We start from the raw sequence: 26,611 nt of genomic DNA, 5'->3' as shown, positions 1-26,611 counted from the left end.
ATAACGCTATTATGACAGTTTCTACTACCCAACCGTTTATATCACTTTGACTTAAATAAATATAAAATGCTAAGAATAAAAGAGCATTTAACAAAATACTCAATATGAGTTTTCGCATCATAATTTCCTCTTTTATTTATTCAGGAAGTACTACAAGGCTGTCAACATCCCAATAGAGATACATATCATCTCCCCATGTTGGCATCCCTTTACGATAACGATATTCATTTTGCAACTGTGCAATAATAATTTGCCCACTTTGTAATCTAACATGATAAATAGATAAATCACCGAGATAAGCAATTTCAGCCACTTCACCAATAGCAAAATTATAACCTTCTTCGGGAATTTCTTGACACAATTTGATTTTTTCAGGGCGTAAAGCGATTTTTATTGGAACACCTTCAACAACCGGTGAATCATAGTCCACTTTTAAAGGATGCTTGATAGTTGGGCAATTAATTATAAGTCCATCATCTAGCGTTTCTTGTAAAACACCTTCAAAAATATTAACAGATCCAATAAATTCGGCACTATAACTACTGTTAGGATGTTCATAAATTTCTTCAGGTTCACCAATTTGCACAAATTGACCTTTATTCATAATGGCAATCCGTCCTGCCATGGTCATGGCTTCTTCTTGATCATGAGTTACCATTACACAAGTCGCACCCACTTGTTCAAGGATGTTTACTACCTCTAATTGCATTCGATCGCGCAGTTGCTTATCTAATGCGCCCATTGGTTCATCAAGCAATAATAATTTTGGACGTTTTGCAAGACTTCTTGCTAATGCAACGCGCTGACGTTGACCGCCTGATAGTTGGTGAGGTTTACGTTTACCAAATTGCTCCATATGTACTAAAGCTAACATTTCTGTGACACGTCTATCTATTTCATCGCGATTTAAATTATCTTGCTTTAAACCAAAAGCAATATTTTGTTCAACAGTCATGTGAGGAAAAAGAGCATACGATTGAAACATCATATTAATCGGACGTTTATAAGGAGGTACTTGTGATAGATCAATGCCGTCGAGAATTATTTGACCAGCCGTGGGTTGTTCAAACCCGGCTAACATACGCAATAACGTGGATTTACCACTACCTGATGCACCTAATAAAGCAAAAATTTCGCCTTTATAAATAGTTAGATTAACATCATCAACTGCATAATAATCATCGTTAAATACTTTTGTTAAATTTTTGATCTCCAATAATGGGGTGATCATCTTTTTTTTAGGCTGAACCTGAATTGTTGTTTTATTATTCACTATCACTTTTCCTCATAACAACAAGCCAAAAAAAACGAGACGGAAAGATTTTTTTAATCTCTCCGCCTTTTTTATTAATCCGCATAATATTGAAATTATTAAGCTTTTATTAAGATAAATTTAATTGATTCTAAAATCTATAAATTTATCTAAAAAATTACTTATTGTTTCAATTTTATTTACCTGTTTTCAATTTTGTCCAGGTACGTGTAATTACACGTTCAAGTTTAGGATCTTTAACTGTTAGGGTAAATAATTTTTCCATCACTTCAGGCTTTGGATAAATTGCAGGATCATTTTTTATTTCGGGTTTTACATATTCATCATTAGCTACTTTATTAGCACTCGCAAATTTCACATCATTTGTCACTTGCGCTGCGATTTGTGGTTTCATAATGAAATTTAAAAATTCATAAGCTTCATCAACATCTTTTGCATCTTTTGGAATAGCTAGAGTATCAAAAAAGACGAGAGCTCCTTGTTTTGGAATTTGATATCCAATATGAACACCGTTATTTGCTTCGTTAGCTCTATCACGTGATTGAAGGATATCCCCTGACCATCCTAAAATAACACAAATATCACCATTAGCGAGATCGCTTATATATTGAGATGAGTGGAAATAACGAATATTTGGACGAACTTTTGATAATAAATCAAATGCAGCACCTGTATAATCTTTCGCATCAGTACTATTTGGATCTTTATTTAAATATCGAAGCGCGCTCGCAAAGATTTCGGTCGGTGCATCTAAAAATGCGACACCGCAATCTTTGAGTTTTTCCATATTTTCTGGTTTAAAAACTAAATCCCAGCTATCAACAGGCGCATCGTCACCTAAGCGTTCTTTAACTTTATCAATATTATAGCCAATCCCCGTTGTCATCCATACATAGGGTATAGCATATTTATTATCCGGATCATGATTTGCCATTAATTTCATCAAATTAGGATCAAGATTTTTCCAATTCGGCAATTTACTTTTATCTAATGGAAGATAGATATCGGCTTTAATTTGACGTGCTAAAAAACTATCCGATGGTGACACGACATCATAGCCAGAATGGCCTGCCATTAATTTACCTTCTAAAACTTCATTTGAATCATAGACATCATAAATGACTTTAATGCCCGTTTCTGATTCAAAATCTGGAATAGTTTGATTACCAATTTGACCCGCCCAATTGTAAAAATTAACTACGCGTTCTTTAGCAATTGCGGAATGAGATAAAGCTAATGTAACACTAGCAATAATAGATAGAATTAATTTACGTTTACTAAACATGCTCACCATTTCTCCTCAAGGGATATTACATGTTAAACACAAGTTTACTAAAAATAGTAAACCCCCAAATTTTACCATTTAAAAATACAAAAAAACTTGGCGAAACCTAGGTAATATCAGGCAATGACAGATCCAATATATCGTAAAGAATATATAGAGTTAATCCTGTATTACGGGCATAAAATACCTGATTTTTTTAATATGTCTAGATAAAAAAACACATATTAAGCATTTTACAAATAAGCGCCTAAATTTTAGGCACTTATTTGTCAGAAAAAATCACATTAAATAACGATTATTTATTCACTTTTCGCATGTAATGTTTTGTTATCCTTCTGCCAGATACGATAGTCGACTTTAATATCACTTGGCACATAAATAACTATTGGTAATTGGCTATTGTAAGGTAATAAACCTAACCCATCATCAAATTGTACAAATTGAGTTTTAGTACTATTTTCAGGACATGCCATTAAGGTCGAGATCCCTTCGTTGACTTTATCAACAACATAATAAGAATATCCCCATCCTTTTAATTCTTCTTGTTTAATGGTCGCCGAATAACGATGAATATTACAATCCACTTTCATTTCTTTACCAATGACCAATTCAACCTTGGCATTATTTTCATTTTTTAGAAATGGAAGATTAATTGCATAACGCGTATAACCCGCGCTCGCTTCAGGGTAAGGTGCCACATCATTAAGATTTTTGTTGCTTTGATCTTTCGCGGAATGCGAACAAGCTGTTAATGAAAGTCCAATTAATGTGACGAGTAATATTTTACGCACTTGTTTTTCTCCTATAAAAAAATTCTGATCTATAACATAATAGTGACTAAAAATCAGATATGGGCTTTTTTCTAATAATGAGTATAATAACACCGTTTAAATAAATTACTATGGTCATAACATGGCACCAGAAAAAAATACGATAGATTTATTGAAATTAATTTTAAATTTATTATTAATTGGTCTTCTTATTATTGTTACTTATGAAGTTGTACAAGTTTTTTTATTTGGATTCTTCTGGGCTGTTATGGTGGTCATTGCTACATGGCCTTTAATGATAAAAATTCAGAAAAAACTATTTAATAAACGCCTCTTGTCAGTTATCGTTATGATGATAATTTTAACAATCGTTTGTGTTATCCCTTTTGTATTAATTATTTTTAGTATTGCTAAAAATGGACAATTTCTAATTGATTCAGCTAGAAATCTATCATCCCATTCTCCACCAACGCTTGACTGGTTAAATAATATTCCTGTTTTTGGCGATGAAATTCATCAAAAATGGTTAGATTTAATTAGTAACGATGGTAGTGAACTGATTAAACAAATACAGCCACATATTGGCAAAATGATACCTTGGCTTATTGAAAAAATTACTAACATTGGCTCATTCCTATTTCATGGAGCCATTATGATAATCTTTAGTGCCTTAATGTATTTAAAAGGCGAAGCTATCAATAAATATATTTATTTATTTGCTAATCGCGTATCAAGTCAATATGGTGCTTCAACATTAACACTTGCAGGGCAATCAATAAGAGCGGTTGCTTTAGGTGTCGTATTAACAGCTATTACATTAACGTTAATCGGTGGTATCAGTTTTGTCATCACAAATATGCCTTATGCAGCTATTTTGACATTAATTTTATTTATTTGTTGCGTCGCCCAAATAGGGCCTGTCATTGTAATGCTTGGTTGCATTGCTTGGCAATTCTGGGATGGGCATCCTGTTTTTGCGGGAGTTTTAATAGTAGTCGCACTTATTTTAACTGTTCTAGATAGTTTAATGAGAGCATATTTAATCAAAAAAGGAGCTGATTTGCCTTTCTTGCTTATCTTATTTGGTGTAATTGGTGGATTATTTGCTTTCGGATTAATGGGTTTATTTATCGGTCCTGTCGTTTTAGCATTAAGCTATAATCTGATTTATGCTTGGATAAATGAACAGTCTTCTTAAAAAGATCCTCTACATATTTAATATTATAAATTAATAAATTTAGAAGGCTAAATGATTATTGAAGAGTAAGCTCATTAGCGGCATATACCGCCAATGAGCTGATATATATTATACACCCTCTCTATCTTACTATAAGGCATATAAATTCGCAGAAAGTCATAAATTTGGGAATTTATTTTCAGTTTAAAGTCATTTCTTTAACTGCTTCAACTTTATTATTCCGTAATTTATTATTTTCATTAATAACTCTTTTACTTACTCTTTTTCTAATACCGCTTTTAGATAGCGACCAGTATGTGATTTAGTTGATTTAGCAACACTTTCAGGTGTCCCTTCGGCAATAATTTCACCACCACCGCTCCCACCTTCAGGTCCTAAATCGACTATCCAATCGGCAGTTTTGATAACATCTAAATTATGTTCAATGACAACAATTGTATTGCCTTTATCTCTTAATAAATGTAACTGGCTTAATAATTGCTTAACATCAGCAAAATGAAGCCCAGTTGTCGGTTCATCAAGAATATATAAAGTATTACCCGTATCACGTTTAGATAATTCTTTAGCTAATTTAATACGCTGAGCTTCACCACCTGATAATGTCGTCGCTGATTGTCCAATAGTAATGTAGGACAATCCTACATCAACCAATGTTTGCAATTTGCGAGCAATCATCGGTACAGGTTCAAAGAATTTACGCCCTTCTTCAACCGTCATGTTAAGAATTTCGTTAATATCTTTTCCTTTGTATTTTATTTCCAGTGTTTCACGATTATAACGTTTACCATGACATTGATCACACGGAACATAAATATCTGGTAAAAAATGCATTTCAACTTTAATTAATCCATCTCCTTGACATGCTTCACAGCGCCCCCCTTTGACATTAAAACTAAAACGACCGGGGGTATAACCGCGCGCCCTAGATTCTGGTACTCCAGCATAGAGTTCTCGGATGGATGTAAAAAAACCAGTGTAAGTAGCAGGATTAGACCTTGGTGTACGCCCTATAGGGCTTTGATCGATAGCAATAACCTTATCAAAATGTTCTAAACCTTTTATCGATTTATAAGGTGCAATATCACTCTTTTCAGCACCATTTAATTCATTTTGCGCAAGTGGATATAAAGTATCATTAATTAACGTAGATTTACCTGATCCCGATACCCCGGTTACACAAGTAAATAAACCCACCGGAATATTTAAAGTAACATTTTTTAAATTATTTCCTGTCGCGCCTATCAATGATAATTGACGTGATTTATCCATTTTTGTGCGTGTATTAGGGATCATAATTTTTTCTTTACCTGATAAATATTTACCAGTTAAAGAATTTTTATTTGCCATAATTTGTTTAGGCGTTCCTTCTGCGACAACTTGACCTCCATGAACACCTGCACCAGGTCCAATATCGATAACATGATCAGCTGCTAAAATTGCTTCTTCGTCGTGCTCAACAACAATTACTGTATTTCCTAAATCACGAAGATGGGTTAGTGTATTTATCAAACGCGTATTATCACGTTGATGTAAACCAATTGAAGGTTCATCTAATACATACATAACACCAACTAGACCTGCCCCAATTTGACTTGCAAGACGAATACGCTGCGCCTCACCACCTGATAACGTTTCAGCAGATCGCGATAAGGTTAAATAATCTAATCCAACATTAATTAAAAATTTTAAGCGATCATTAATTTCTTGTAAGATCTTTTCGGCAATTTTCGCACGTTGGCCAGTAAGTTTAAGATCATCAAAAAATGTTTTAGCTTGTTTGATACTTAAATCCGATATCGTTGGCAAATTGGTATTTTGGATAAAGACATGCCTTGCATCAGAACATAACCGTGACCCACCACATGTTGGGCATGAGCGATTACTAATATATTTAGATAATTCTTCGCGAATTGTTTGCGAATCAGTTTCTTTATAGCGCCGACTTAAATTATTTAAAATCCCTTCAAAAGTATGTTTACGTTTAACCACATCGCCACGATCATTGGTATAAACAAATTGAATTTCAGTTTGCCCTGAACCATTTAATAAAATATCTTTAATTTTAGCTGGTAACTTTTCGTAAGGAAGATCAATATCAAACTCATAATGTTCTGCTAACGATTTTAGCATTTGAAAATAATAAAAATTACGTCTATCCCAACCTTTTATAGCACCTGCAGCTAAAGAGACCTCGGGCATAAGTACAATTCGTTTAGCATCAAAAAATTGTTGCACGCCAAGACCATCACAATCAGGACATGCTCCTGCCGGATTATTAAATGAAAATAATCGTGGTTCAAGTTCTGATATACTATAACCACAAATTGGACACGCAAAATTAGCCGAAAAAAGTAATTCTTCCGCATTAGGATCATCAAGATTTGCGACCTTAACAATTCCATTTGTAATGGCAAGTGCCGTTTCAAGCGATTCAGCTAAACGTAATTTTAAATCATCGCGAATTTTAAAACGGTCGACAACAACCTCGATGGTATGTTTCTTTTGTAATTCAAGTTTAGGTGGATCAGATAAATCATAAATATCACCATCAACCCTGACACGAATGTACCCACTTGCCGCAAGTTGTTCAAATAATTTAACAAATTCGCCTTTTCGTTCGGTTATAACCGGTGCTAAGAGCATATAACGTTTATCGTTAGGTAAACTCATAATGCTATCAACCATTTGTGAAACTGTTTGTGCCGCTAAAGGTAAATCATGCTCAGGGCAACGTGGCTCCCCTATACGAGCAAATAATAACCGTAAATAGTCATAAATTTCAGTAATAGTTCCAACCGTTGAACGCGGATTATGCGACGTCGATTTTTGTTCAATAGATATAGCCGGTGATAAGCCTTCAATATGATCAACATCGGGTTTTTCCATTAAGGATAAGAATTGGCGAGCATAAGCTGATAAAGATTCGACATAGCGCCGTTGCCCTTCAGCATATAATGTATCAAATGCTAATGATGATTTACCAGATCCTGATAATCCTGTAATTACAACGAATTTATCACGAGGAATAGTTACATTGATATTTTTTAAATTGTGCGTTCTAGCACCACGAATATCGATATCTTTTATTGACATGAATTTCTTCTTAGGTTTAGTCTATTTTTAGACAAATAAAATAAAAAACAACTGTACATTATATATTCAATTTCAATAAAAATGCAATTAAATAAATAAGATAGGTGAAATATTCAATACAGTAAAATTAAATTAAAACCCTGAACGTTATATTATTACTCTTTCTGATTTTCTGATTAATTTTAATTAATTTGTATCACTTATATTTTTATTTTCCGCTATCAAGGCAATCGATAGCAATCTTAACGACAATTTTTCGAATAGTAGGATATTTTTCATCAACCAAACATAAAGGTTTATGGACTTCATGTGGATAGAGAACAATAAAATCATCACTCTGTAAGTTAATGACGGTTTCTTCAGATGGTGTTTTTATAAATGCAATATCATTATCATTTAAATTATCTTCAATAATTTCAGTATAAGGTGGTAAAGTCGAAACCGCCATCCCTTCGATACCATCAAGAATAATTTGTACATCAATATAGGATTGATGAAATTCAGGATTGGCTTCGTTTCTATTTCGTGTAGGGCTATTTGAAAGCATAAAAAAAACTTTATCCCCCTGTAATGAATAGCGACCAACAGGCGTCTGACTATTCACATTATCTCGAATATATTCTATAGCTTGTTTGATTGTCGGTGGTAAATAGGGAGTCAGCCTTAGATGATTAATATTGCCTATAATCATAAATAAATCCTTTCTTTTAACATTACATTAGATATTGCTTACTATGAAATTACTTGTAAAAAATGTCATTCGTTCACAAATTTTAATTAACATTTTAAATTTTTATCAAAAAATAAGCATAGAACGAAGTATATACTTAGGTATAAAACTTTAATAGCGATTTATGGTATTAAAATCGGAATCGTTTTTATATTAAAACCGAGGTCTTTATATATTTTATATCGCTCGCGTGCTAATGATTTCAATCTCTCATCATTAGGAACAAAATCGATAATTTCTTGATAAATTGACGAAAATTCTGGGCACTGTTCTTGTAAGACAATCAATAATTGCCTTTTATCAGTTGTTCTTTTTTCAGACCAACTAATCTCTATAGGCGAACCATTCTTAAGCCCTTCACCTGCTAAATTATGGGGAACAAACTGATCCGGATTGAGCTGCCAAAGTGCCTCATCAATGCGTTCTGCTTGCGCTTTATCTTGACAAGTTACCATTACACGTTTTCTTGTTTGCCAGGCAGAAGCAATTTGCTCACAAGCAAGACGTTCATGAAAAAGTTCGCCTTGCTCATTCATTAAGGAAGTATTTTCGATCAAATAAAAAATTACTTTTTTAATCATATAATTAAAAAAATCCTGGTATTTATTGATTTGCTAGATAGTCGATCAGCATCGCAACTGGTCGCCCTGTCGCTCCTTTATCGGCACCTGATTTCCAAGCAGTACCAGCGATATCTAAATGTGCCCATGAATAGTTTTTTGTAAATCGTGATAAGAAACATGCCGCCGTAATTGTGCCACCATCACGTCCACAAGCATTAACAATATCCGCACAAGTTGACTGAATTTGTTTATCAAAATTTTCATCAATAGGCAGTGCCCAAATTTTATCATTTGCTCGATTAGATGCCTTAACTAATTCTGCTATCAAAGAATCATCATTTCCCATTACGCCGGAATAATGATGCCCTAAAGCAACAATACACGCTCCAGTTAAGGTTGCAATATCAATAACTGCTTTTGGTTTATATTTTTCGACATAGGTTAAAACATCACAAAGAACTAAACGCCCTTCTGCATCGGTATTAGTTACTTCAACCGTAATACCCGAGGCAGTCGTTAGAATATCTCCGGGGCGATAAGCATTACCATCTGGCATATTTTCACAACCAGCCATTATGCCAATTACATTTATCGGAAGATTTAACTCGGCAATGGCTTGCATGACACCGTATACAGTTGCCGCACCGCACATATCATATTTCATTTCGTCCATACCTGCTGAAGGTTTAATCGAAATGCCGCCCGAATCAAATGTCAATCCTTTACCAACTAAAACATAAGGAGCTGCATTCTTATCTACGGCTCCATAATATTCTAAAACTGTCATAATTGATTCATTTGCTGAGCCCCGTCCAACGGCTAAATAGGCTGTCATATTTAATTTAGCAAGCTCTTCTTCATTAAAAGATTGATATTTAATTGAAGGATTCGTTTGTGCCAATAATTTCCCTTGTTCAGATAAATATTGAGCATTACATACATTCGAAGGCATATTAGCCAATGTTTTGGTGGTATTTATTGCATTGGCAATGATTTGACCATATTTTAAGTTTTGTGTTAATTCATCTATCAAAGTAGCATTGGAACAATAAAACGTAATATTCGTTAAACTTGGTAAGTCCTTTTTTTGAGATTTAAATTGTTCAAATCGATAAGTTTGTTCAGCGATAAATTTAGGAATATCTTTAATCCAAGCTAGAGTGTTATTAGTTAAATGTTCACATAGATCCCACGCAATCGATGAAATTTTTTGTGCTAATACATTTTTTAAAATAGTTTTTGTTATGCTTTGCATTGATTTCGAATCTATTTCTTGCTTCTTACCGCATCCAACTAATAGTAATTTTTGCTGTAAATGAGTTTGAATGGGATATAAGAGAATTGACTGTTCTAATTCGCCCGTTAAATCTCCTGTTTTTATTAATAAACTAATTTTACCGTCCATTTTTTTATCTAATTGACGTAATAATTCTGATTGTTCATCATCGGAAAAAACAGAAACAACTAAACATTGTACTGGTTGGTCAATAAAAGCGGTTTGATTAATAAGAAATTCCATAACAGTCCCTAGCAATAAGTGGATTTAAATAAGAATATTCTAACTAGTCATTTTAAGATATCAACAAAAAGATAACTAATCTCATTAAATCAAGCTATAATAATTGGGTTTAAGTACGTATTAATAGGTAAAATGTGATAATTCGTCGATATGTGATCAAAGAAACTTTAAAAACTCAATGTGCAATTTTATTTGTTTTATTAGTTATTTTCTTTTCTCAGAAACTTATAAAAATTTTATCAAGTGCCATTGATGGTGATATTCCTCGTGATTTGATTGTTCCCTTATTGCTTTTAGGGATTTCGAATATGATAGATTTAATTTTACCATTAAGCTTATTTTTAGGTATTTTAATCACTTTTGGTAAATTATATGCCAACAGCGAAATGATCGCGATACAAGCTTGCGGTGGTAAAAATAATCTGAGATATCAGGTTGTTGCATTTCTTTCATTATTAACCTGTATATTTGCCATATTCAATTCAGTTTGGTTTTCTCCTTGGTCTGCTGAAAAACAAAATCAACTTGTTGAAAATGCAAAAATCAACCCAAGTTTAGCGGGATTACTTGCTGGTCAATTTCAACAATCACCCGATAAAAAATCCGTTATTTATATTGGCAATGTTGATAAAAATAATCTTAGCCATGTTTTTATCGCCCAATTAACTACAGATGACAAACGCCCATCGGTTATTATGGCAAACAAAGGTAAAACTGGGCAAGATGCGGATGGTAATCAAATTATTACACTTGATAAAGCTAACCGCTATGAAGGATCTGCACAATCAAAAGATATGCGTATTTCAAACTTTGATAACTATGTCGGCATTATTAAACCAAAAGAACTTGTCTCAAATGATGAAATTGACAAACAAGATGTACAGCAAATCAGTTTTAATGAGTTATATCATAACAAATCAAATAAAGCGCAAGCAGAATTTTATTGGCGTATTACGCTTATTCTTTCTGTCCCTTTAATGGCTTTTTTAGTCATTCCATTAAGTGTTTCAAGCCCAAGGCAAGGTAAACTTGCGCAAATCATGCCGGCTTTACTCATTTATTTAGTTTATTTTTTAATTGCAAGTTCAATTAAAGCAAATGCGAGTAAAGGCAAGTTAGATCCTACTTTATGGTTTTATATCCTTAATTCAGGATACTTTATCATGGCTCTCATTTTGAACTGTTGGGATAGCTTATTAGTACGCCGATTTCGATTAAACTATCGTGCAGCTTAAAGGAGAATAGGATGTTTTCAATTTTAGATCGCTATATCGGTAAAACCATTATAAGCACCATCGGATTATGTCTTTTTTTACTAATTAGTTTATCGGGTATTATCCGTTTTATTGAACAGCTACGAAAAATTAAATTTGATTACGATGCGTTTTCGGTTGGTATTTATTCATTATTATTAGTCCCTAAAGATATTGAAATTTTTTTCCCAATGGCCGCTTTATTAGGCGCATTAATTGGACTTGGTTTTTTAGCCTCTAATAGTGAACTCATTGTCATGGAAACATCAGGGTTTAGTCGATTTAAAATTGCTAAAGCAGTGATGAAAACCGCGATTCCGTTAGTCATTATTACGATGGCAATCGGGGAATGGGTTGCACCTGTGAGTGAACAAACCGCTCGCAATATGCGATCTGAAAAAATCTATGGAAATGCCGTTATTGCAAACCAAAATAGTTTATGGATGAAAGACGGTGATGATTATATTTATATTGGCAAAGTCAATAATGATAATTCAATTTCAAATATTACCATTTATTCAACCGCCGACAATCAACTAAATTACATTACTCATGCCGCTTATGGTTTATTCGAAAAAAATAAATGGATTTTAAATCAAGTAGAACAAAATGATTTGACGCAAAGCGATAAAATTATTGGCAATAATTTTATTACCATGCCATGGAATACAAAGATGACACCAGATAAATTGAGTATTATAGCATTTGATCCCGAATCATTATCCGCATCAGGTTTATATCAATATTCCCAATATTTAAAAACATCAGGTCAAGATAGCAAATATTATGATTTGCTATTTTGGAAAAAGATCATCAAGCCTATTTCGGTCGCTGTCATGATGTTACTTGCCTTATCGTTTATTTTTGGACCTTTGCGCAGTGTTTCAATGGGTGTACGTATAGTAATAGGTATTACTTTTGGCTTTTTATTTTATATAACTGATAGTCTATTTGCGCAAATTGGTATTGTTCTTGGCATTTATCCAGTAATTGGCGCTTTAATTACAAGTGTCATATTTTTGTTCATTAGTTATTGGCTTTTTAAACGAAAACAATAATTAATAATGACCTTATTTTAGAATATTTTATTTTTATAAAACAAAAAAATAATATAAAAAAGGTGATCATTTTAATATAATCACCTTACTGAAATTTAATTAGAAGCACCTGATTTAAGATATGCTTACATAGAATTAAAACTGGTAGTTCGCTATAAAATTACCACTATAATTTCTATAATGTAAACGTCCATATTCAGCATTAAATTGGAGAGATAACGAAAAATTCGTTTTTAAATTCACTTTAGCCCCAGCACTGCCTTTAAATTTATTATGAGATCCATCACTATGTTTATCTTCATGAGCAAATTTTAGTCTATATTTAGCGTTATCATATAACCAATTGGCTTCAATAAAAGGTTCAAATAAAGAATTTTTAGGATCACGACTTGTTGCAAAAAATCTTGCACCAAGGCGACTTATAATCCCATTTGCATCGCCTTTTGAAATTTTTAAACCATTATCATCGGTACGAGATGAGCCATGATAAAAATTATAAGTTACTTGAGCTTGTGGCTTTAAATGCCATAGATAATTATCGTTTTCAAGTACGGTAAATCCATAACCTGCTTCAATTGATGTTGTTGACACAGTTGAATTATAGGTTTCATTTTTGCGAAATACTTTGCCATAAACTCGATTTTCATAAAAACCTAATTGTGTCCACATATCAACATATAAACCATGATTGATATCATTATTAGCAAAATAGGTGGCATAAGCCCCAATTTGATAGCCGTAAACAGTACCTTTGCTTTCTAATCTTGTTAATTTAGAGATGTTTTTATGACGATTAGTCGCAAAGGCTCCCATTAATCCTGTGTGTAAATAACCTGCTTGACTTTCAAAAGTCGCAATATCGCCTCCTAATTGTATTTTATAACTATGTCCTGTTAGATGACTGTAACCTTTTAAGGTATCATAACGATTTCTATCATAAGCGGTTCGTAACCATAAAAATTTATCTTTGGCATCATGTTGATTTACCATCGATATCAAACGATCTGATAATTGTTGCTGCTGCAAATTAATGGAAGTTTTGATATTAGCTAAATAACTCGCCATTGATGAGTTTAGTAGAGTTATAACATCACCTGGTTTTAAATGATCATGATTGTGCCCATCTTGATTTTCATTACCATTACTATTATCTCCGTTATTGCCTCCACTTCCTCCACTATTTCCTCCTGAACCTCCCCCGTTACCATTTGAACCGGAATCTCCACCATTACCATTACCTCCTCCAGTTCCAGAACTCCCTCCATTACCACTTGAGCCTGAATCACCGCCGTTATTTCCATTGTTTCCATTGTTACCATTATTACCATTATTACCGTTATTACCGTTATTACCGTTATTGCCGCTGTTACCGTTATTACCGTTATTACCGTTATTACCGTTATTACCGTTATTACCGTTATTACCGTTATTACCGTTATTGCCGTTATTACCGTTATTACCGTTATTACCAGTATTATCACCGCTATCAGGTTTGTGATCTGGATCCCAAATATAATTATCTAAATACCAATTATTTTGTGTGCTTTGGATTTTACCTTTAGATAAAATATATTCATATTTACCAACGGCGATAGGACGCCCTAACTTAAATGCATTATCATCAGAACGTTGACCATTTACTTGAATAATTTTAATTCCATTTATGCCAATGTCACCACCTGTACTAGCTTGGCTTGGTGTAATATAAACTAAAGTCGGTTTATTATTGCTATTATTATCACGCATAATTTTATTTGGACTTTCATTTTCTATTACATTGCCATTGATAATTAATCTGTCACTGATTCCATCTTTTATTTCACCATCTTTATAAGAATCGACTAAACTTGTAAAAAAAACGAATCCGCCTTGCGAATAATAGTCTCCATTAATAGTAAATGTATTATTTGGCGTATTATTTTGAGGATCGGTATATTGATTAATATAAATTGCACTTCCTTCACCTGCGATAAATTGATTAACATTAAACACCGCATGATTAGCATATCCATCATACATTTGATCATCAAAACGGATCGCACCGCCGTTATCATTAAAAAATACAGATGGAAGAGTGGTATTAGAGCTACTAATGGTATTTTTGACACTGTTCTTGCTCGTAATGGTATCTGTTTGATAATTAAAATCATACATTAAAAAGTTACCATTATTTTGCATATAAACATTACTGTTCCCTTGAATTTTTATTTTACCTTGTATCTCGCCGGAATTTTGTACGTTAACATTTTGTACTCCATTTATATTAATCGTATTACCCGATAATGATTTTAATATCCCACCATTAAATAAGAATAAATTATTAATTGAACCATTACTATTTACTCGAATAGCAGATGCTTTCGTATTTAACTTATCAAGTGTGGTAATCGTATCATTATTTGATATGTTGGCATTAAAGTGATTTGACAGTCTGACGTCGTTACTAATATTACTCGTTAAATGAATTCCAGAAGATCCAGAGCCTGAGGTAGTAATTGATGTTGTACCTAAAGAATTACCTGCTTGCCCATTTTCAATAAAAACAAGATCCGTATTATCTGGCTGATGACTATTTGCCGCAACTTTAATCCCATCAGCCTCTGTTCCTTGCGTCGTAATATTACTGTTATTTGTTATCGCCGACTTACCAAAATTAGTAGATGTTAAATTAATACCATGACTATTGGTCCCTTTTGTATTTATCGTTGTACCTTTTAAAGAATAAAAAATCATATTTCCGCCAAGCGAATTATTCATATAAATCCCATTTGCTGCATTACCATAAGTTTGTATATTTCCTTCGCTTATATAGACCTGATCACTATGAGGATAAAGAATCGTACTGTTGTTGTTTGAGCTACTTTTTACATAAATTGCATGAGCGGCTGATCCATTGGTAATAATATTAGTGTTAGCGGAAGCATTATTTTCTAGTCCAATATAAATATAGCTAAAATCATTTTCATTATTGTTTAGTTGATCTTGAAAAGATAAATTATTGAAAATCCCATAAGACTGTGTTCCATTAGTCTCAATGGTACCATTAAAATATTCTATATAATCTAAATGATCGGTTAATGCTTTTGTATTATCAATATTTATTCCATAAGATTGCACACCATATGTATTAATATTATTTCGAATAATCAGTTTTGAAGAAGTATTACTTAATGTCGAACTTGGGCCATTAAAGTTAACAAAAATAGCATGACTGTTAGTTCCATATGTGGTTAATGCCGTATTTTCGATGTTAACATATGCGTTTCCCATCGTTTCTAATTTTAATGCATTAGCATTTGTGGAATTAGTAAAAATGTTATACGGTGAGCTTCCTATACCTTTTACTTGAATCTCTGCATAAGTGGCATAATTTTGGATGTTTGAGCCATTCCAATAATGAGTTGCTGTCAATCCATTGGCACGAATAGCATTTAAATTGCCATCACTAAATAAATTCACAATTGACTTTGTCCCTTGTGATGTTAATGCCCCCATATGAGAATCAACACGAGAGCTATTTCCAATATTGCCAATAAATCCCTTAACACTTAATAACGATGTACCATAAGGTGCTGTAACTAAAAGGCCATCGTAAAAAGGGGACGCTATAGAACCATTATCTGTAATATCACCAACTCCACCATTATCGGTTCTTAAATCTGTACCATTGCTACCCTCAAAAAATACTTTCGCATCCCCCGTCTCATTATTGAAATGGTAGTATGTGGCATAGGTATAAGGTAAAAATAAGATAGTTGATGTAACTAAAACAAATGGTTTTGATTTAAATTTTATTGACTTGGAATCCATTATTACGTCCTCAATGATGTATAAAACATAGCTAAAGTGTAATGCTGTGATAGATCCAATAGGTAAATTTGATTTTAAAATCAATTCACTTTTCCACTAAGTGATACGCGTGATTTTATTGTTTTTTGGTTATATTTTCAACAAAATACTGATAAATTTTAAGGCTAATTGAAATCGTCTTATACAAAATTCGCTTAATAGTTAAATCCGAAACTATTAAGCGAAAAAAAGCTACGCTAAAATGCGCCTTTATATGGATCCGGAATAAATTGTAATTCACTGTGATCTGCGGCAGGTAAATTATATTGACTATCTAAAAGCCAATAAGGATTACGTAATAACCCTCTTCCTATTGCGATTAAGTCTGCTTGATTAGCACCAAGTACATAATCGGCTAACATTGGATATTCAAGCATACCGACAGCAATAACGGGTAAATGGGTTACTTTTTTAATAGCATCAGCCAAATAGACTTGATAACCTGCATTAAAAACGGGAGTATGTTTAGGATCTAAAGCGCCATCTCCACCACCACTTACATGGAAAATATCAACGCCTGCGGCGGTAAAGCGTTTCGCTAATTCACAGCCATAATTCATATCAAACCCGTCTTTGCCATATTCTTGCGCTGAAATACGAAAAATAAGTGGCATATCTTCAGGCATAACTTCTTTTACGGCTTTAATCACTTGTTCACCAAATAAAGCCTTATCTTGACCATATTCATCGGTTCGATGATTAAACTTAGGTGAAAAAAATTGATGAATTAAATAACCATGTGCTCCATGTAATTCAATTGCATCAAATCCCACTTCAACTGCACGTTTTACAGATAACTGAAAAGCCTTTATATATTCTTTTATTTCATCTTTCGATAATGGTCTCGGTATTTGATAATTGCTTTCATTTTCCACATTATCTACATAACTCACGTTTGAGGAAGAAACGACGTCTTTTTCTTTTAAAGCTTTACAGCCAGCATGACCTATTTGAATGGCAATTTTGCTTCCATTAGTATGAACAAGATCAACTAAACGCTTAAATTCGGCTTTTTGCTCATCATTCCATAAACCTAGGCAATTGGGTAAAATTCTTCCATTGGGTAAAATACTCGTCATTTCAACAATAATTAATCCAACACCGCCAACAGCACGCGATGCATAATGTACAAAATGCCAATCATTAGGTAAACCATCACTTTTTGCCGTGTATTGACACATTGGCGGCATAACAATTCGATTCTTTAAAGTGAGATTTTTTAATGAAAATGGGGTAAGTAGATGCCTTATTTTAGCCATAATAAAATCCTTTATTATTTGATAAGAAATTTTATCTTAAAAACAAAAAAAGGAGATGTCTAATAAAAAATTTTTAAAGAATGATCATTATCACGTAAATATTTTATTACAGTTAAATATCTAAAATACATATTTAGTGACCTTAAAAATTTTAAATACTTTTCCTTCACTATTAATAAAAATTTAATCGATTATAAACAGTTATTGCGTGCTCAGTTATCAATGTTTAATATTCCAATCTCAAACATTGATAGCTTTTTTTCAAAGTAATATTTAGAAAGATTTATTTCTTTTCATTATTGTGATCATCTTCATGCCTTATTATCGCCTCATATACTGTTTCATCTGGTGAAAATTCAACTTGGCGTAAAGATTAACAAGAATACAATGCGCATGTGGATCATCTTCCTTTAAGATTTCTAGGGCTTTATCTACCGTTTTCGTTTCTTCTTCGTCTAAATACTGGCGATAATCAAAAGGGATTTTAGCGGGTGAGGAATACGATACGCTAGGATAGCCAAGCCTCGGCTCTCCCCATATCTTTTCCCTATCTTTGGTATTTTTCTATGCGTTTAATATGTCTTTAGTCTCTCTCATTTTATACGTATTCCTTTTCCTTTTTGCCTTTTATATTAGCCCGATATCTGATTAAAAAGCAAGCGATTAGGCATAAGATTCTTTTGTCGCAAAGTATCTTTTTTCTCTCAAACACCTTTATTTGTATGGCTTTATAAGTTTAATTAACTAATTTGTACCGAAATAAATACCGTAAAAATGATTTATTACTCCCTTTTTTCTTTTTATTTAATAAACGCAAAAAGCACCCACAAAACCTTGCGCGAGTGGGCGCGTAGTCGTTTGCTTGTAACATCAATTTTAAAAATTTTAAAAAAAGTTGTTGACCACCACCCCCTTGCGGGGTACATTAGCACCAAACAACCCCATTACGGGGTACTAAACAAGCAAATCGCAAAAATAAGTTTGCGATATTAAGTCAACCGAAGAGGGCTTTTAAATGAAAACTTATACAGAAAAAACGCAAGCAATTTTAAATAAAAAATCTTTAGGTCATGTTAGTAAACAACTTAAAGACTTTATTTTAAATGATGAAAGAAACAGCCGCATATTCTATCTAATCTATAACAATCAATTTAAAGCCTTTTATGGCGATGTTAATCACGTATCCCGCTCCGGTTTGTCCGTGGGTTTTATAACAAAAAAAGCGAATACATTAACTTAGAAGAATTTATAGCAACAGCCATAAAAAATAGATATGACAATCACAAAGGGCTTTATATAGGGGGTTGTGGGACTGATGCAGTTTTTTACGCTTTATACCTTTTAATAGAATTAATGTACACGGGTAGAACAAGAACTAAGGCATTCGAAGCCCTTAGCCACAAAGCGAGCTATTATAAAACCCTTTAATATTATACAAAGCCCCCTGAGGGGCATTTTTTTTATACGGTGATTTTATGAATAATCTAGAATTAAGAGCATTTAGAAATTTTTTAAACTTAGAACTGGACGCCGAAGGGGCTAAACGCATAGCCGCCGATGATGCCCATCCAAACGGGGTAAACCGTAAGACGTGGCAACAGTGGGAAAAAGGCAAATATAAGATCCCTCAAGGCGTAGTAAATAATATAGAGCGAGTAAAAAAGCGCCGTGATATATATTTAAACTTCCTTATCGAACAAGGGACTAAAGAAATAAAATACCCGGAACACCTAAAATACAAAGACCCAATAGAATATAAAATACAGGTATCCGCCATAAACGAATTGTACGCAAAAGGTAAATTAAAAATCTTAGTATCTTAGTAAAACCTCCGCAAAAACTCCCAAACTAAAAAACAAAAAAGGAAATCGTAAAATTTTATATATGGTTTCCTTCTTTTTTGTTCATAAATTAGCCGTTTTGTAACATAAATCTAAAGTCTGTGTTAAAGGTAAAGACGATCAGTAACAGATAAAAAACAGTCAACAAATCCTTATACAATAAGGCTTTTAATATAGATATAAACCGCCCTTGTTACCCGTGTTACCACGTTAACCCCCCATTCTATTTAGTAGCTATATATTGTATATAATATATATATATATATATAATATATATTATATACAATTATAAAATAAGGGTAACAAGAGTAACAAAGGTAACAAGCCCCTTCCTGCAAGGACTTAAACTGTTACTGTACTCGACTTCGCGTAGTGTAACATTTCTGGGATAAGGGTAACTTTTTAATATTCCTTAACGAAGCCTTTTAACAACATTTTGCCATCTCTAACAACCTTTCTAACGTACCCTAATTCCTTTAATATTTTACTTATACGACGTTCCTCACTCCTACCTATGTTTTTTAACTCTAGATGTATAGCGTTGGTATGTCCACACTTTTTAGTACCAAGAAGATAAGGTCATCGATTTCTTTTGTATTCAATCGGTGACTGATAATTTAATGTTGAATGAAGTCGATTATAATTAAACCAATCCACATAATGATTAAATTCCAATCTAAGTTGCTCCAGTGAATCAAAAATAGTATTTGATACAAATTCTGTTTTCACTGCTTTAAACGTTGTTTCAGCCACCGCATTATCATACGGGCAGCCTTTGCGACTTAACGAACGTTTAATATCAAACTCGGTTAAGCACTCATCAATCAGATGATTATCAAACTCTTTTCCTCTATCAGAATGAAAGAACTCTATAGACTGTAAATTCATTGGAATTTGACTGATAGCTTGCATGACCAGAGCCGCTGTTTTATGCTTACCTGCACTTCGCCCAACTATCTCTCGATTACTGATATCAACAATTACACAAAGATAGTGCCAACGTTGTTTAACCCTCACATAGGTTAAATCGGTCACCAGTATTTTTCGTGGTTGACCTATATCAAACTCACGATTAAGTTCATTATTCACTATCGATTCATTGCTATTTTCAATATGAATACGGTATTTTTTATAGGTATATTTCGAAACCCAGCCATTTTTCACCATGATTCGACTAATTCGTCGTCGAGATACCGTGATCCCTCGTTTTCTAAGTTCTGCTTGCAAACGTCTTGTACCATAAGCACGATAATTATTATCAAAAATTTCGCCCACTATTTCACTGAGCGCAGCATCTTGTGGTTTTTGAGTTAATTGCCGTTGATAATAGAAACGATTTCTTGTCACTCTTAAGCACCGACATAATGCGCGTAAGCTGTATCGATGCTTATTATGTGAAATTAACTTGATTTTCGTCCCATTATCAACGCCGCTTGCTTTAGGATATCGTTTTCCATTAACAAACGTTTATTCTCTTTGCGTAATGCGATAAGCTCGTTCTCTTCATCGCTACGATTATCTTTTGCGGTAAATGAGCCTGTAGTTTGGTACTGTGTTATCCACTTGTCTAATGCTGATTTGGTTAGGTCATACTCCGCGACGATATCTGCACGTTTTTTACCATTTTGATACAGCATCACCATCTGTTTTTTGAACTCGTTAGTAAAACTGCATTTTGTTCTTCTTGGTGAATTGATTGTCATTATTATTACCTTCTTTTGTTGTTGGTTTATCATAACAATGACCTTATAAAACTGGTACTAATTAGTGTAGCCTATCCAGAGCAAAGTGAAGTTCAAGCAAATCATGAATTATCTTATATGTCAGTTGCTTTCGCTTGGGGATATGAACGCATCTATTGCAAAGCTAATCCATGTGCGAATGTGAAAAAATTTAGCATCAAAAGTCGGGATAAATATATAGAAGATATTGAATATTATACAATTTATGACGAGGCATCCGATATCATAAAAATAGCTATGGAAATATCTTATCTATGCGCCGTACGCGAAGGAGATATTTTTACACTTAGACATAATCAAATATTAAAAGAGGGATTATATATCAAATAAGGGAAAACAGGGAAATGTCAAATTAAACAATGGACAAAAAGATTAAAAAATGCAATTGATTCCGCAACAAAATTATTCCCACCTAAAAACTTAGAATCATTTATTATTTTAAATAAATCTGGACAACCATTAATCCACAAAACATTTAATTCTTATTGGATAGAAGCTAAACGAAAAGCAGAAAATAGATTAAGAATAAAAATCAATTGTACATTTCATGATATCAAAGCAAAAGCGATTTCAGATTATGAAGGAGGAACAAAAGATAAACAATTATTTAGTGGTCAAAAACGGAATCACAGGTCAATATTTATGACCGCAAAGTTAAAATTTCCCCAACCTTAAATCCGTCTAAAAAGATGTAGTATAAATTAACTTAAACAATAATAGAATTAATACTGTATATTCTAACTTTATTCCAATTCGTATTCTTTTTAATCGGGGTGTTTTTTTAACTCGTTGATTTTACAGAGTATATAATGGAGGCGCGTCCCGGAATCGAACCGAGGTGGACGGATTTGCAATCCGCAGCATGACCACTCTGCCAACGCGCCTTTGAATTGAGGCGCAATAGTAGCATTGACTTATATTATCGTCAAGATGCAATCGCATATAATTACATCAATCGTCTCTTTTTTTATTTAAGTAGATGGATTTGAGGGATTTCTTTGTGTGATGGGTGCTTTAAAATATTTATATCTACCTGATAAAAGTTTTGTATATTTTGTTGATTCAATACTTGTTTTGGTGTTCCTTGGCAAACTATTTTACCTTGATGGAGTAAGATAATTTTATCTGCAAATAGCGCAGCTAAATTTAGATCATGCAAGATGCAACAAACTGTTAACGATGTTTGCTGAGTAAGGGTTTTAAGTAAACGTAGACTACTTTGCTGATGGTGTAAATCTAACGCTGAAGTGGGTTCATCCAAAAATAATAATTTTGATTGTTGCGGTGTATTTTTTGACCAAATTTGTGCTAATACTCGAGATAGTTCGACTCGTTGCTGCTCTCCACCTGATAGTGTTCGAAAATCTTGATGGATAAACTTTAAGGTATCGGTTAAGTCTAGGACGTGATTGATAATACGTTGATCTACTTTTTTAGCGCTTGCCGATAACCCCATAGCAACAACTTGATTAACAGTAAATGGAAAGGCTACCTGGTTGTGTTGTAACATAACAGCACGGATATTAGCTAATTGTAACTGTGTCCATTCCGTTAATGATTTTCCCAATAGAAAGCATTTTCCTTTGTCTGGTTTGATAAATCCTGTTAGCATTTTGATCAAAGATGATTTACCTGCGCCATTTGGACCAATAATAACAACTAGCTCTCCTTGCTTAATATGTAATGAAACCTGATCTATAATCGCTCTTCTTAATTCATTATTAGCGTATTTAGGATTGTTTTTAGATAGCGTTTTAGTTAAGGAAGAATATAAATAAAGGTTATCCGCAATCAACATAAATTCGCTCTTTTTTTTAATAACAAAAATAAAAAATAAGGTCCACCGATAAAACTGGTAAAAAGTCCAACTGGAATTTCTGTCGGTGCCACCAGTGTACGAGCAAGCGTATCGGCAAGCAGTAATAAAATAGCACCACCTAAAGCGGAACCAATAACTAAAAATCGATGATCAGATCCGACTTGTAATCGAATCATATGCGGTACAACCAATCCGACAAAAGCAATAATTCCGCCAATGGCAACCGATGTTCCTATCAAGAGCGAACACAATAATAAGAGATAACGTTTGATTTGTTTGACATTTATGCCAAGATAAAAAGCATTTTCATCACCCAATTGTAATATATTGAGTTTAGAAGATAAGCGAAATAAGAAAAATATAGCCGGAAAGATTAAAAGTGACGACAGCCCAACTAATTGCCAGCCTCCTTTACCTAAATAACCCATTGTCCATAGCGATAATTGGCGCAATTGTAAATCATTACTAATATAACTTAATAAACCGATGATTGAGCCAATAATTGCATTAATAGCAACTCCTAATAATATCAATTTAGTTAATGTACCTTGTTGTGAATAACTATAAAGATAAATTAATAAACATATTATTGCTCCCCCCATAAATGCAGCAAATATTTGACTATATAATAGAATAAACGAAGGTAAACTGCTTAAAGGTAATATTACCATAAAAGCGACAGCTAATGCTGAGCCACTACTTATGCCAAGCAAACTTGGATCAGCTAGCGGATTACGAAATAATCCTTGCATCACAGCGCCAGAGCAAGCTAGCGCCATGCCAACAATGACTGCTAACAAAATACGAGGCAGCCGAATAGCAAACCAAATTTGCCAAAGAGGATCTTTCATTGATAAATGAATTATTTGATTAAAAGATATGCTTAAAGCCCCTAAACTGGCAGCAATAATTATCATTATCAAAAGTAAGCATATAAGGATCATTATTCCAATATAGGGTTTAAGTAAATCGATTTTCGCAATCTTTATATTGCTGGTTTGTTCGTTCATATATTAATTATTGTGTCATTAAAGTTTATTTGATGAGGCTGTAGGAATAACTTCAGTAAATTTATCGGCTAAATAATGAAATTTTGCTAATTGATCGTTATCTAAATTATGCTGAGCATCTCTGCCAACAAAAACTTTACAAATCGCATTCCCTTTTTGATTTATAAACATAATGCAAGCAGAATGCATTTTTTTATTTTGTTCTTTTATTTCAACTTCCTTTTCTACAAATGAAATAAATTGACAATGATTAGCACGAATATGCCCTCCTAATCCATGCGTATGCTTTAAATTAAAGTAACCCACTTTATGATATCCCTCCGGTAATGGTCCTTTATATTCCAAAATAATATCTTTCGTGTAGACAACAAAAGTAACCTTACCCCATCTTGTTGCCTCTTCCCAAATTGCATCGAAATGTTCAGATGACACTGTTTTTTGTTTTGGTAAAACGTGAATAACTTGTAATAAACTAACATGGCAATCATCGGCTATTTTTTCGAGTGTAAATGTCGGATGATGGATAACATAATTTTTTAATTCTGTGTCGTTCATATTAATCACTTTTATTGAAAGAAGTTTAAATTTTAACTATCGGATTTAATTGATTTTAATTTATTCAATTCGTTAATTGCTTTGCTAATTGTCGATATTTCGATAATTGGTCTTGACGAATTTTAAGCCCTGAATCTAACTTTTCGTAACCAACAAAAATCTCAAACATGGAATTTCCTTCTTGATTTAAAAAAATAATGGCTGAGGTATCCATCTTCGAAAATTGGCGTTCTATAAAAGCAATACTTTGGCAATTTTCAACTTTTAAATGTCCACTAAATCCTTCTTGATGAGTAAGATTAAAATAACCATTATGATAATTTCCATCCGGCAAATGGCATTCTACTTCGACAATAATATCCGGTAGATGTAATAAAAACATAATTTCACCCCAATTTCTTACCGCCTGCCAAATCGTATCAAAATGATCGGCATGAACAAAAAAGCAATTAGGATAACTGCAAAGTACAGTTTGCAAAGAGACATGAAATTGAGATGCAACTTCATGTAAAGGTGAATTTGGATTGTCTTTTATAAACTCTGCTAATTTCATGTTTTATTGGGCATAAGTTAGTAAATGAAAATAGATTAAATAATAATTATTCTCATTTATCAACTAAAATTTAATGGCTTAGATTTAATATAAGATAATTTTATATTTTTATTACAATATAAATTAATAAGTTAAAAAATGTTAACAGGATAAAATTTACAAAGCCATTATTGATAATGATTTTCATTTACAATAAAATGACAGATCTTTATGATATCATTTTAGGGGTTAGTTATGAGTAAACGTTCAATGCCAGCTTTATTTGCTGTCTTGACTTTAGCTATTCTGTTTTTTGTAAATAGTGGTCATGTATTTGCTAATAGCAACATAAATAGCAACTTATATTCAAACGATGTGAGCGCCAATCATGTTGTACCTGCCTTACAAACACCACCATTAACTACACAAAATCAATCTGAGCGAATTATTAGCGTTGGTGATGCCTTAACAGAAATCATTTTCGTGCTAAATAGTGGCGATAAAATTGTTGCTGTTGATAAAACAAGTGTCCATCCACGACAAGTTCAACAATTACCTAAAATTGGTTATTGGAAACTCTTAAATATTGAGGGTATTTTATCTTTCAATCCTACTTTATTTATTGCTTGGCAAGATATTGAACCAAACACAATATTTAATCAATTAACAGAAAATAATGTTAAAATATTAGCCTTACCACGCCTTCCAGCTACGCCCAATTCGCTGTTTAGTAATATTGAATCTATCGCTAATATACTTAACAAACCCTCACAAGGTGAAACAATAATCAACAATATAAAAAGTGATTTAAAAACACTGCAATCACAAATAGCAAAACAAACAACAAAACCAAAAGTATTATTTTTATTTAATATGCAAGGGACAAATTTAGTTGCAGGAAAAGACACGATAATTGATGAATTAATTAATCTTGCTGGTGGAGAAAATCTTGCGACTCATCAAGGTCATAAAATTTATTCTGAAGAAGCATTTATCGCAGCCAATCCCGATATTATCGTCACAACGACTCAATCAATTGATGCATTAGGCGGATTAAATAATTTAAAATCCATTTCGGGCATTGAACATACAAATGCTTGGAAAAATCAACGTATTATTGATATAGATCAATATGCCATTCTTGGATTAGGTTTAAATATAGCTCAAGATGCCAAAATACTTTATAACGGGTTTTATCCTCAATCAAAATAATAAAATTCATGGCAAAACTGCCAGCCATTGGACAATGTAAAAATTAATAT

At 32.9% G+C, this 26,611-nt stretch carries 20 protein-coding genes and 1 tRNA gene; 6 read left to right on the top strand and 15 right to left on the bottom strand.

From position 1 onward, the window contains the following. Window positions 1–136: 136 nt before the first annotated feature. The 3 genes from potG to eco all read right to left on the bottom strand — a co-directional run bounded on the left by potG (window position 137) and on the right by eco (window position 3,349). On the bottom strand, window positions 137–1,231 hold the full coding sequence (gene potG / locus ACSYSW_RS05495; protein ID WP_491706084.1) for a putrescine ABC transporter ATP-binding subunit PotG: 1,095 nt from the start codon (window positions 1,229–1,231) through the stop codon (window positions 137–139). A gap of 217 nt (window positions 1,232–1,448) precedes the next feature. After that, the gene (locus ACSYSW_RS05490; protein WP_491706085.1) at window positions 1,449–2,558 is read right to left on the bottom strand and encodes an extracellular solute-binding protein; all 1,110 of its coding nucleotides are present in this window, start codon (window positions 2,556–2,558) and stop codon (window positions 1,449–1,451) included. A gap of 299 nt (window positions 2,559–2,857) precedes the next feature. After that, the gene (gene eco / locus ACSYSW_RS05485; protein WP_491706011.1) at window positions 2,858–3,349 is read right to left on the bottom strand and encodes a serine protease inhibitor ecotin; all 492 of its coding nucleotides are present in this window, start codon (window positions 3,347–3,349) and stop codon (window positions 2,858–2,860) included. Window positions 3,350–3,470: 121 nt separating this feature from the next. Between eco and ydiK the strand changes: the two genes are divergently transcribed. Next, window positions 3,471–4,526: an AI-2E family transporter YdiK gene (gene ydiK, locus ACSYSW_RS05480; RefSeq protein ID WP_491706012.1), complete on the top strand. Its 1,056-nt coding sequence runs from the start codon at window positions 3,471–3,473 to the stop codon at window positions 4,524–4,526. A gap of 255 nt (window positions 4,527–4,781) precedes the next feature. Here ydiK and uvrA read toward each other — a convergent pair whose 3' ends face one another. The 4 genes from uvrA to ACSYSW_RS05460 form a co-directional block, all read right to left on the bottom strand. After that, the gene (gene uvrA, locus ACSYSW_RS05475) at window positions 4,782–7,613 is read right to left on the bottom strand and encodes an excinuclease ABC subunit UvrA (RefSeq protein WP_491706086.1); all 2,832 of its coding nucleotides are present in this window, start codon (window positions 7,611–7,613) and stop codon (window positions 4,782–4,784) included. A 214-nt stretch (window positions 7,614–7,827) separates the two neighbouring features. Further along, window positions 7,828–8,310 carry a NanQ anomerase/TabA/YiaL family protein gene (locus tag ACSYSW_RS05470; RefSeq protein WP_491706013.1) on the bottom strand — a complete coding sequence of 161 codons (483 nt, stop codon included), beginning with the start codon at window positions 8,308–8,310 and terminating at the stop codon, window positions 7,828–7,830. Window positions 8,311–8,471: 161 nt separating this feature from the next. Continuing rightward, window positions 8,472–8,927 carry a DNA polymerase III subunit chi gene (locus ACSYSW_RS05465; protein ID WP_491706087.1) on the bottom strand — a complete coding sequence of 152 codons (456 nt, stop codon included), beginning with the start codon at window positions 8,925–8,927 and terminating at the stop codon, window positions 8,472–8,474. Window positions 8,928–8,952: 25 nt separating this feature from the next. Further along, window positions 8,953–10,431 (bottom strand): leucyl aminopeptidase, encoded by a 1,479-nt coding sequence (locus ACSYSW_RS05460; RefSeq protein WP_491706014.1) that lies wholly within the window; start codon window positions 10,429–10,431, stop codon window positions 8,953–8,955. A 134-nt stretch (window positions 10,432–10,565) separates the two neighbouring features. On the opposite strand from ACSYSW_RS05460, the gene lptF reads away from it, so the two are divergent. Both lptF and lptG read left to right on the top strand, forming a co-directional pair. Beyond that, the gene (gene lptF / locus ACSYSW_RS05455) at window positions 10,566–11,666 is read left to right on the top strand and encodes an LPS export ABC transporter permease LptF (RefSeq protein WP_491706015.1); all 1,101 of its coding nucleotides are present in this window, start codon (window positions 10,566–10,568) and stop codon (window positions 11,664–11,666) included. Between the two features lie 11 nt (window positions 11,667–11,677). Then, window positions 11,678–12,742 (top strand): LPS export ABC transporter permease LptG, encoded by a 1,065-nt coding sequence (lptG, locus tag ACSYSW_RS05450; protein ID WP_491706016.1) that lies wholly within the window; start codon window positions 11,678–11,680, stop codon window positions 12,740–12,742. A 135-nt stretch (window positions 12,743–12,877) separates the two neighbouring features. Here lptG and ACSYSW_RS05445 read toward each other — a convergent pair whose 3' ends face one another. Both ACSYSW_RS05445 and ACSYSW_RS05440 read right to left on the bottom strand, forming a co-directional pair. Further along, window positions 12,878–16,552: an autotransporter outer membrane beta-barrel domain-containing protein gene (locus ACSYSW_RS05445; protein WP_491706173.1), complete on the bottom strand. Its 3,675-nt coding sequence runs from the start codon at window positions 16,550–16,552 to the stop codon at window positions 12,878–12,880. A 236-nt stretch (window positions 16,553–16,788) separates the two neighbouring features. Next, a complete protein-coding gene (locus ACSYSW_RS05440) occupies window positions 16,789–17,850 on the bottom strand; it encodes an NADH:flavin oxidoreductase/NADH oxidase (RefSeq protein ID WP_491706172.1) in 1,062 nt (353 codons plus the stop codon). Between the two features lie 1,015 nt (window positions 17,851–18,865). On the opposite strand from ACSYSW_RS05440, the gene ACSYSW_RS05435 reads away from it, so the two are divergent. After that, window positions 18,866–19,090, top strand: a complete 225-nt coding sequence (locus ACSYSW_RS05435; RefSeq protein WP_491706171.1) for a hypothetical protein — start codon at window positions 18,866–18,868, stop codon at window positions 19,088–19,090. A 235-nt stretch (window positions 19,091–19,325) separates the two neighbouring features. After that, window positions 19,326–19,673, top strand: coding sequence for an Aca2/YdiL-like domain-containing protein (locus ACSYSW_RS05430; RefSeq protein ID WP_491706170.1), 348 nt, complete (start codon window positions 19,326–19,328; stop codon window positions 19,671–19,673). 597 nt (window positions 19,674–20,270) lie between these two features. Here ACSYSW_RS05430 and ACSYSW_RS05425 read toward each other — a convergent pair. The 6 genes from ACSYSW_RS05425 to hutX (ACSYSW_RS05400) form a co-directional block, all read right to left on the bottom strand. Beyond that, a protein-coding gene (locus ACSYSW_RS05425) for an IS3 family transposase (RefSeq protein WP_491706021.1) occupies window positions 20,271–21,394 on the bottom strand; the annotation gives its coding sequence in 2 pieces (ribosomal slippage) (window positions 20,271–21,100 and window positions 21,100–21,394; 1,125 coding nt in all). Between the two features lie 849 nt (window positions 21,395–22,243). After that, window positions 22,244–22,317: transfer RNA gene (locus ACSYSW_RS05420), tRNA-Cys, on the bottom strand. Window positions 22,318–22,400: 83 nt separating this feature from the next. Then, window positions 22,401–23,231, bottom strand: coding sequence for a heme ABC transporter ATP-binding protein (locus tag ACSYSW_RS05415; RefSeq protein WP_491706022.1), 831 nt, complete (start codon window positions 23,229–23,231; stop codon window positions 22,401–22,403). Then, on the bottom strand, window positions 23,225–24,169 hold the full coding sequence (locus ACSYSW_RS05410) for a FecCD family ABC transporter permease (RefSeq protein WP_491706023.1): 945 nt from the start codon (window positions 24,167–24,169) through the stop codon (window positions 23,225–23,227). The genes ACSYSW_RS05415 and ACSYSW_RS05410 overlap by 7 nt, the downstream gene beginning before the upstream one ends. Window positions 24,170–24,280: 111 nt before the next feature. Beyond that, entirely contained in the window at window positions 24,281–24,817 is a 537-nt protein-coding gene (gene hutX / locus ACSYSW_RS05405; RefSeq protein ID WP_491706024.1) for a heme utilization cystosolic carrier protein HutX, read from the bottom strand. A gap of 64 nt (window positions 24,818–24,881) precedes the next feature. Continuing rightward, window positions 24,882–25,370 carry a heme utilization cystosolic carrier protein HutX gene (gene hutX / locus ACSYSW_RS05400; RefSeq protein WP_491706169.1) on the bottom strand — a complete coding sequence of 163 codons (489 nt, stop codon included), beginning with the start codon at window positions 25,368–25,370 and terminating at the stop codon, window positions 24,882–24,884. Between the two features lie 234 nt (window positions 25,371–25,604). Between hutX (ACSYSW_RS05400) and ACSYSW_RS05395 the strand changes: the two genes are divergently transcribed. Further along, a complete protein-coding gene (locus ACSYSW_RS05395) occupies window positions 25,605–26,561 on the top strand; it encodes a heme/hemin ABC transporter substrate-binding protein (protein WP_491706026.1) in 957 nt (318 codons plus the stop codon). The last annotated feature ends 50 nt before the right edge of the window (window positions 26,562–26,611 follow it).

It is taken from the genome of Gilliamella sp. ESL1225, from assembly GCF_058502635.1.
The sequence above is the reverse complement of the archived record's forward strand: the minus strand, read 5'-3'. Positions and strand labels throughout refer to the sequence as shown.

Excerpts from the sequence above, each read along its gene's own strand:
- potG (WP_491706084.1), bottom strand. The coding sequence starts at position 1,231 with ATGATCACCCCATTATTGGAGATCAAAAATTTAACAAAAGTATTTAAC.
- ACSYSW_RS05490 (WP_491706085.1), bottom strand. The coding sequence starts at position 2,558 with ATGTTTAGTAAACGTAAATTAATTCTATCTATTATTGCTAGTGTTACA.
- ydiK (WP_491706012.1), top strand. The coding sequence starts at position 3,471 with ATGGCACCAGAAAAAAATACGATAGATTTATTGAAATTAATTTTAAAT.
- ACSYSW_RS05470 (WP_491706013.1), bottom strand. The coding sequence starts at position 8,310 with ATGATTATAGGCAATATTAATCATCTAAGGCTGACTCCCTATTTACCA.
- ACSYSW_RS05460 (WP_491706014.1), bottom strand. The coding sequence starts at position 10,431 with ATGGAATTTCTTATTAATCAAACCGCTTTTATTGACCAACCAGTACAA.
- lptG (WP_491706016.1), top strand. The coding sequence starts at position 11,678 with ATGTTTTCAATTTTAGATCGCTATATCGGTAAAACCATTATAAGCACC.
- ACSYSW_RS05445 (WP_491706173.1), bottom strand. The coding sequence starts at position 16,552 with ATGGATTCCAAGTCAATAAAATTTAAATCAAAACCATTTGTTTTAGTT.
- ACSYSW_RS05440 (WP_491706172.1), bottom strand. The coding sequence starts at position 17,850 with ATGGCTAAAATAAGGCATCTACTTACCCCATTTTCATTAAAAAATCTC.
- ACSYSW_RS05435 (WP_491706171.1), top strand. The coding sequence starts at position 18,866 with ATGAAAACTTATACAGAAAAAACGCAAGCAATTTTAAATAAAAAATCT.
- ACSYSW_RS05430 (WP_491706170.1), top strand. The coding sequence starts at position 19,326 with ATGAATAATCTAGAATTAAGAGCATTTAGAAATTTTTTAAACTTAGAA.
- ACSYSW_RS05415 (WP_491706022.1), bottom strand. The coding sequence starts at position 23,231 with ATGTTGATTGCGGATAACCTTTATTTATATTCTTCCTTAACTAAAACG.
- ACSYSW_RS05410 (WP_491706023.1), bottom strand. The coding sequence starts at position 24,169 with ATGATAATTATTGCTGCCAGTTTAGGGGCTTTAAGCATATCTTTTAAT.
- hutX (WP_491706024.1), bottom strand. The coding sequence starts at position 24,817 with ATGAACGACACAGAATTAAAAAATTATGTTATCCATCATCCGACATTT.
- hutX (WP_491706169.1), bottom strand. The coding sequence starts at position 25,370 with ATGAAATTAGCAGAGTTTATAAAAGACAATCCAAATTCACCTTTACAT.
- ACSYSW_RS05395 (WP_491706026.1), top strand. The coding sequence starts at position 25,605 with ATGAGTAAACGTTCAATGCCAGCTTTATTTGCTGTCTTGACTTTAGCT.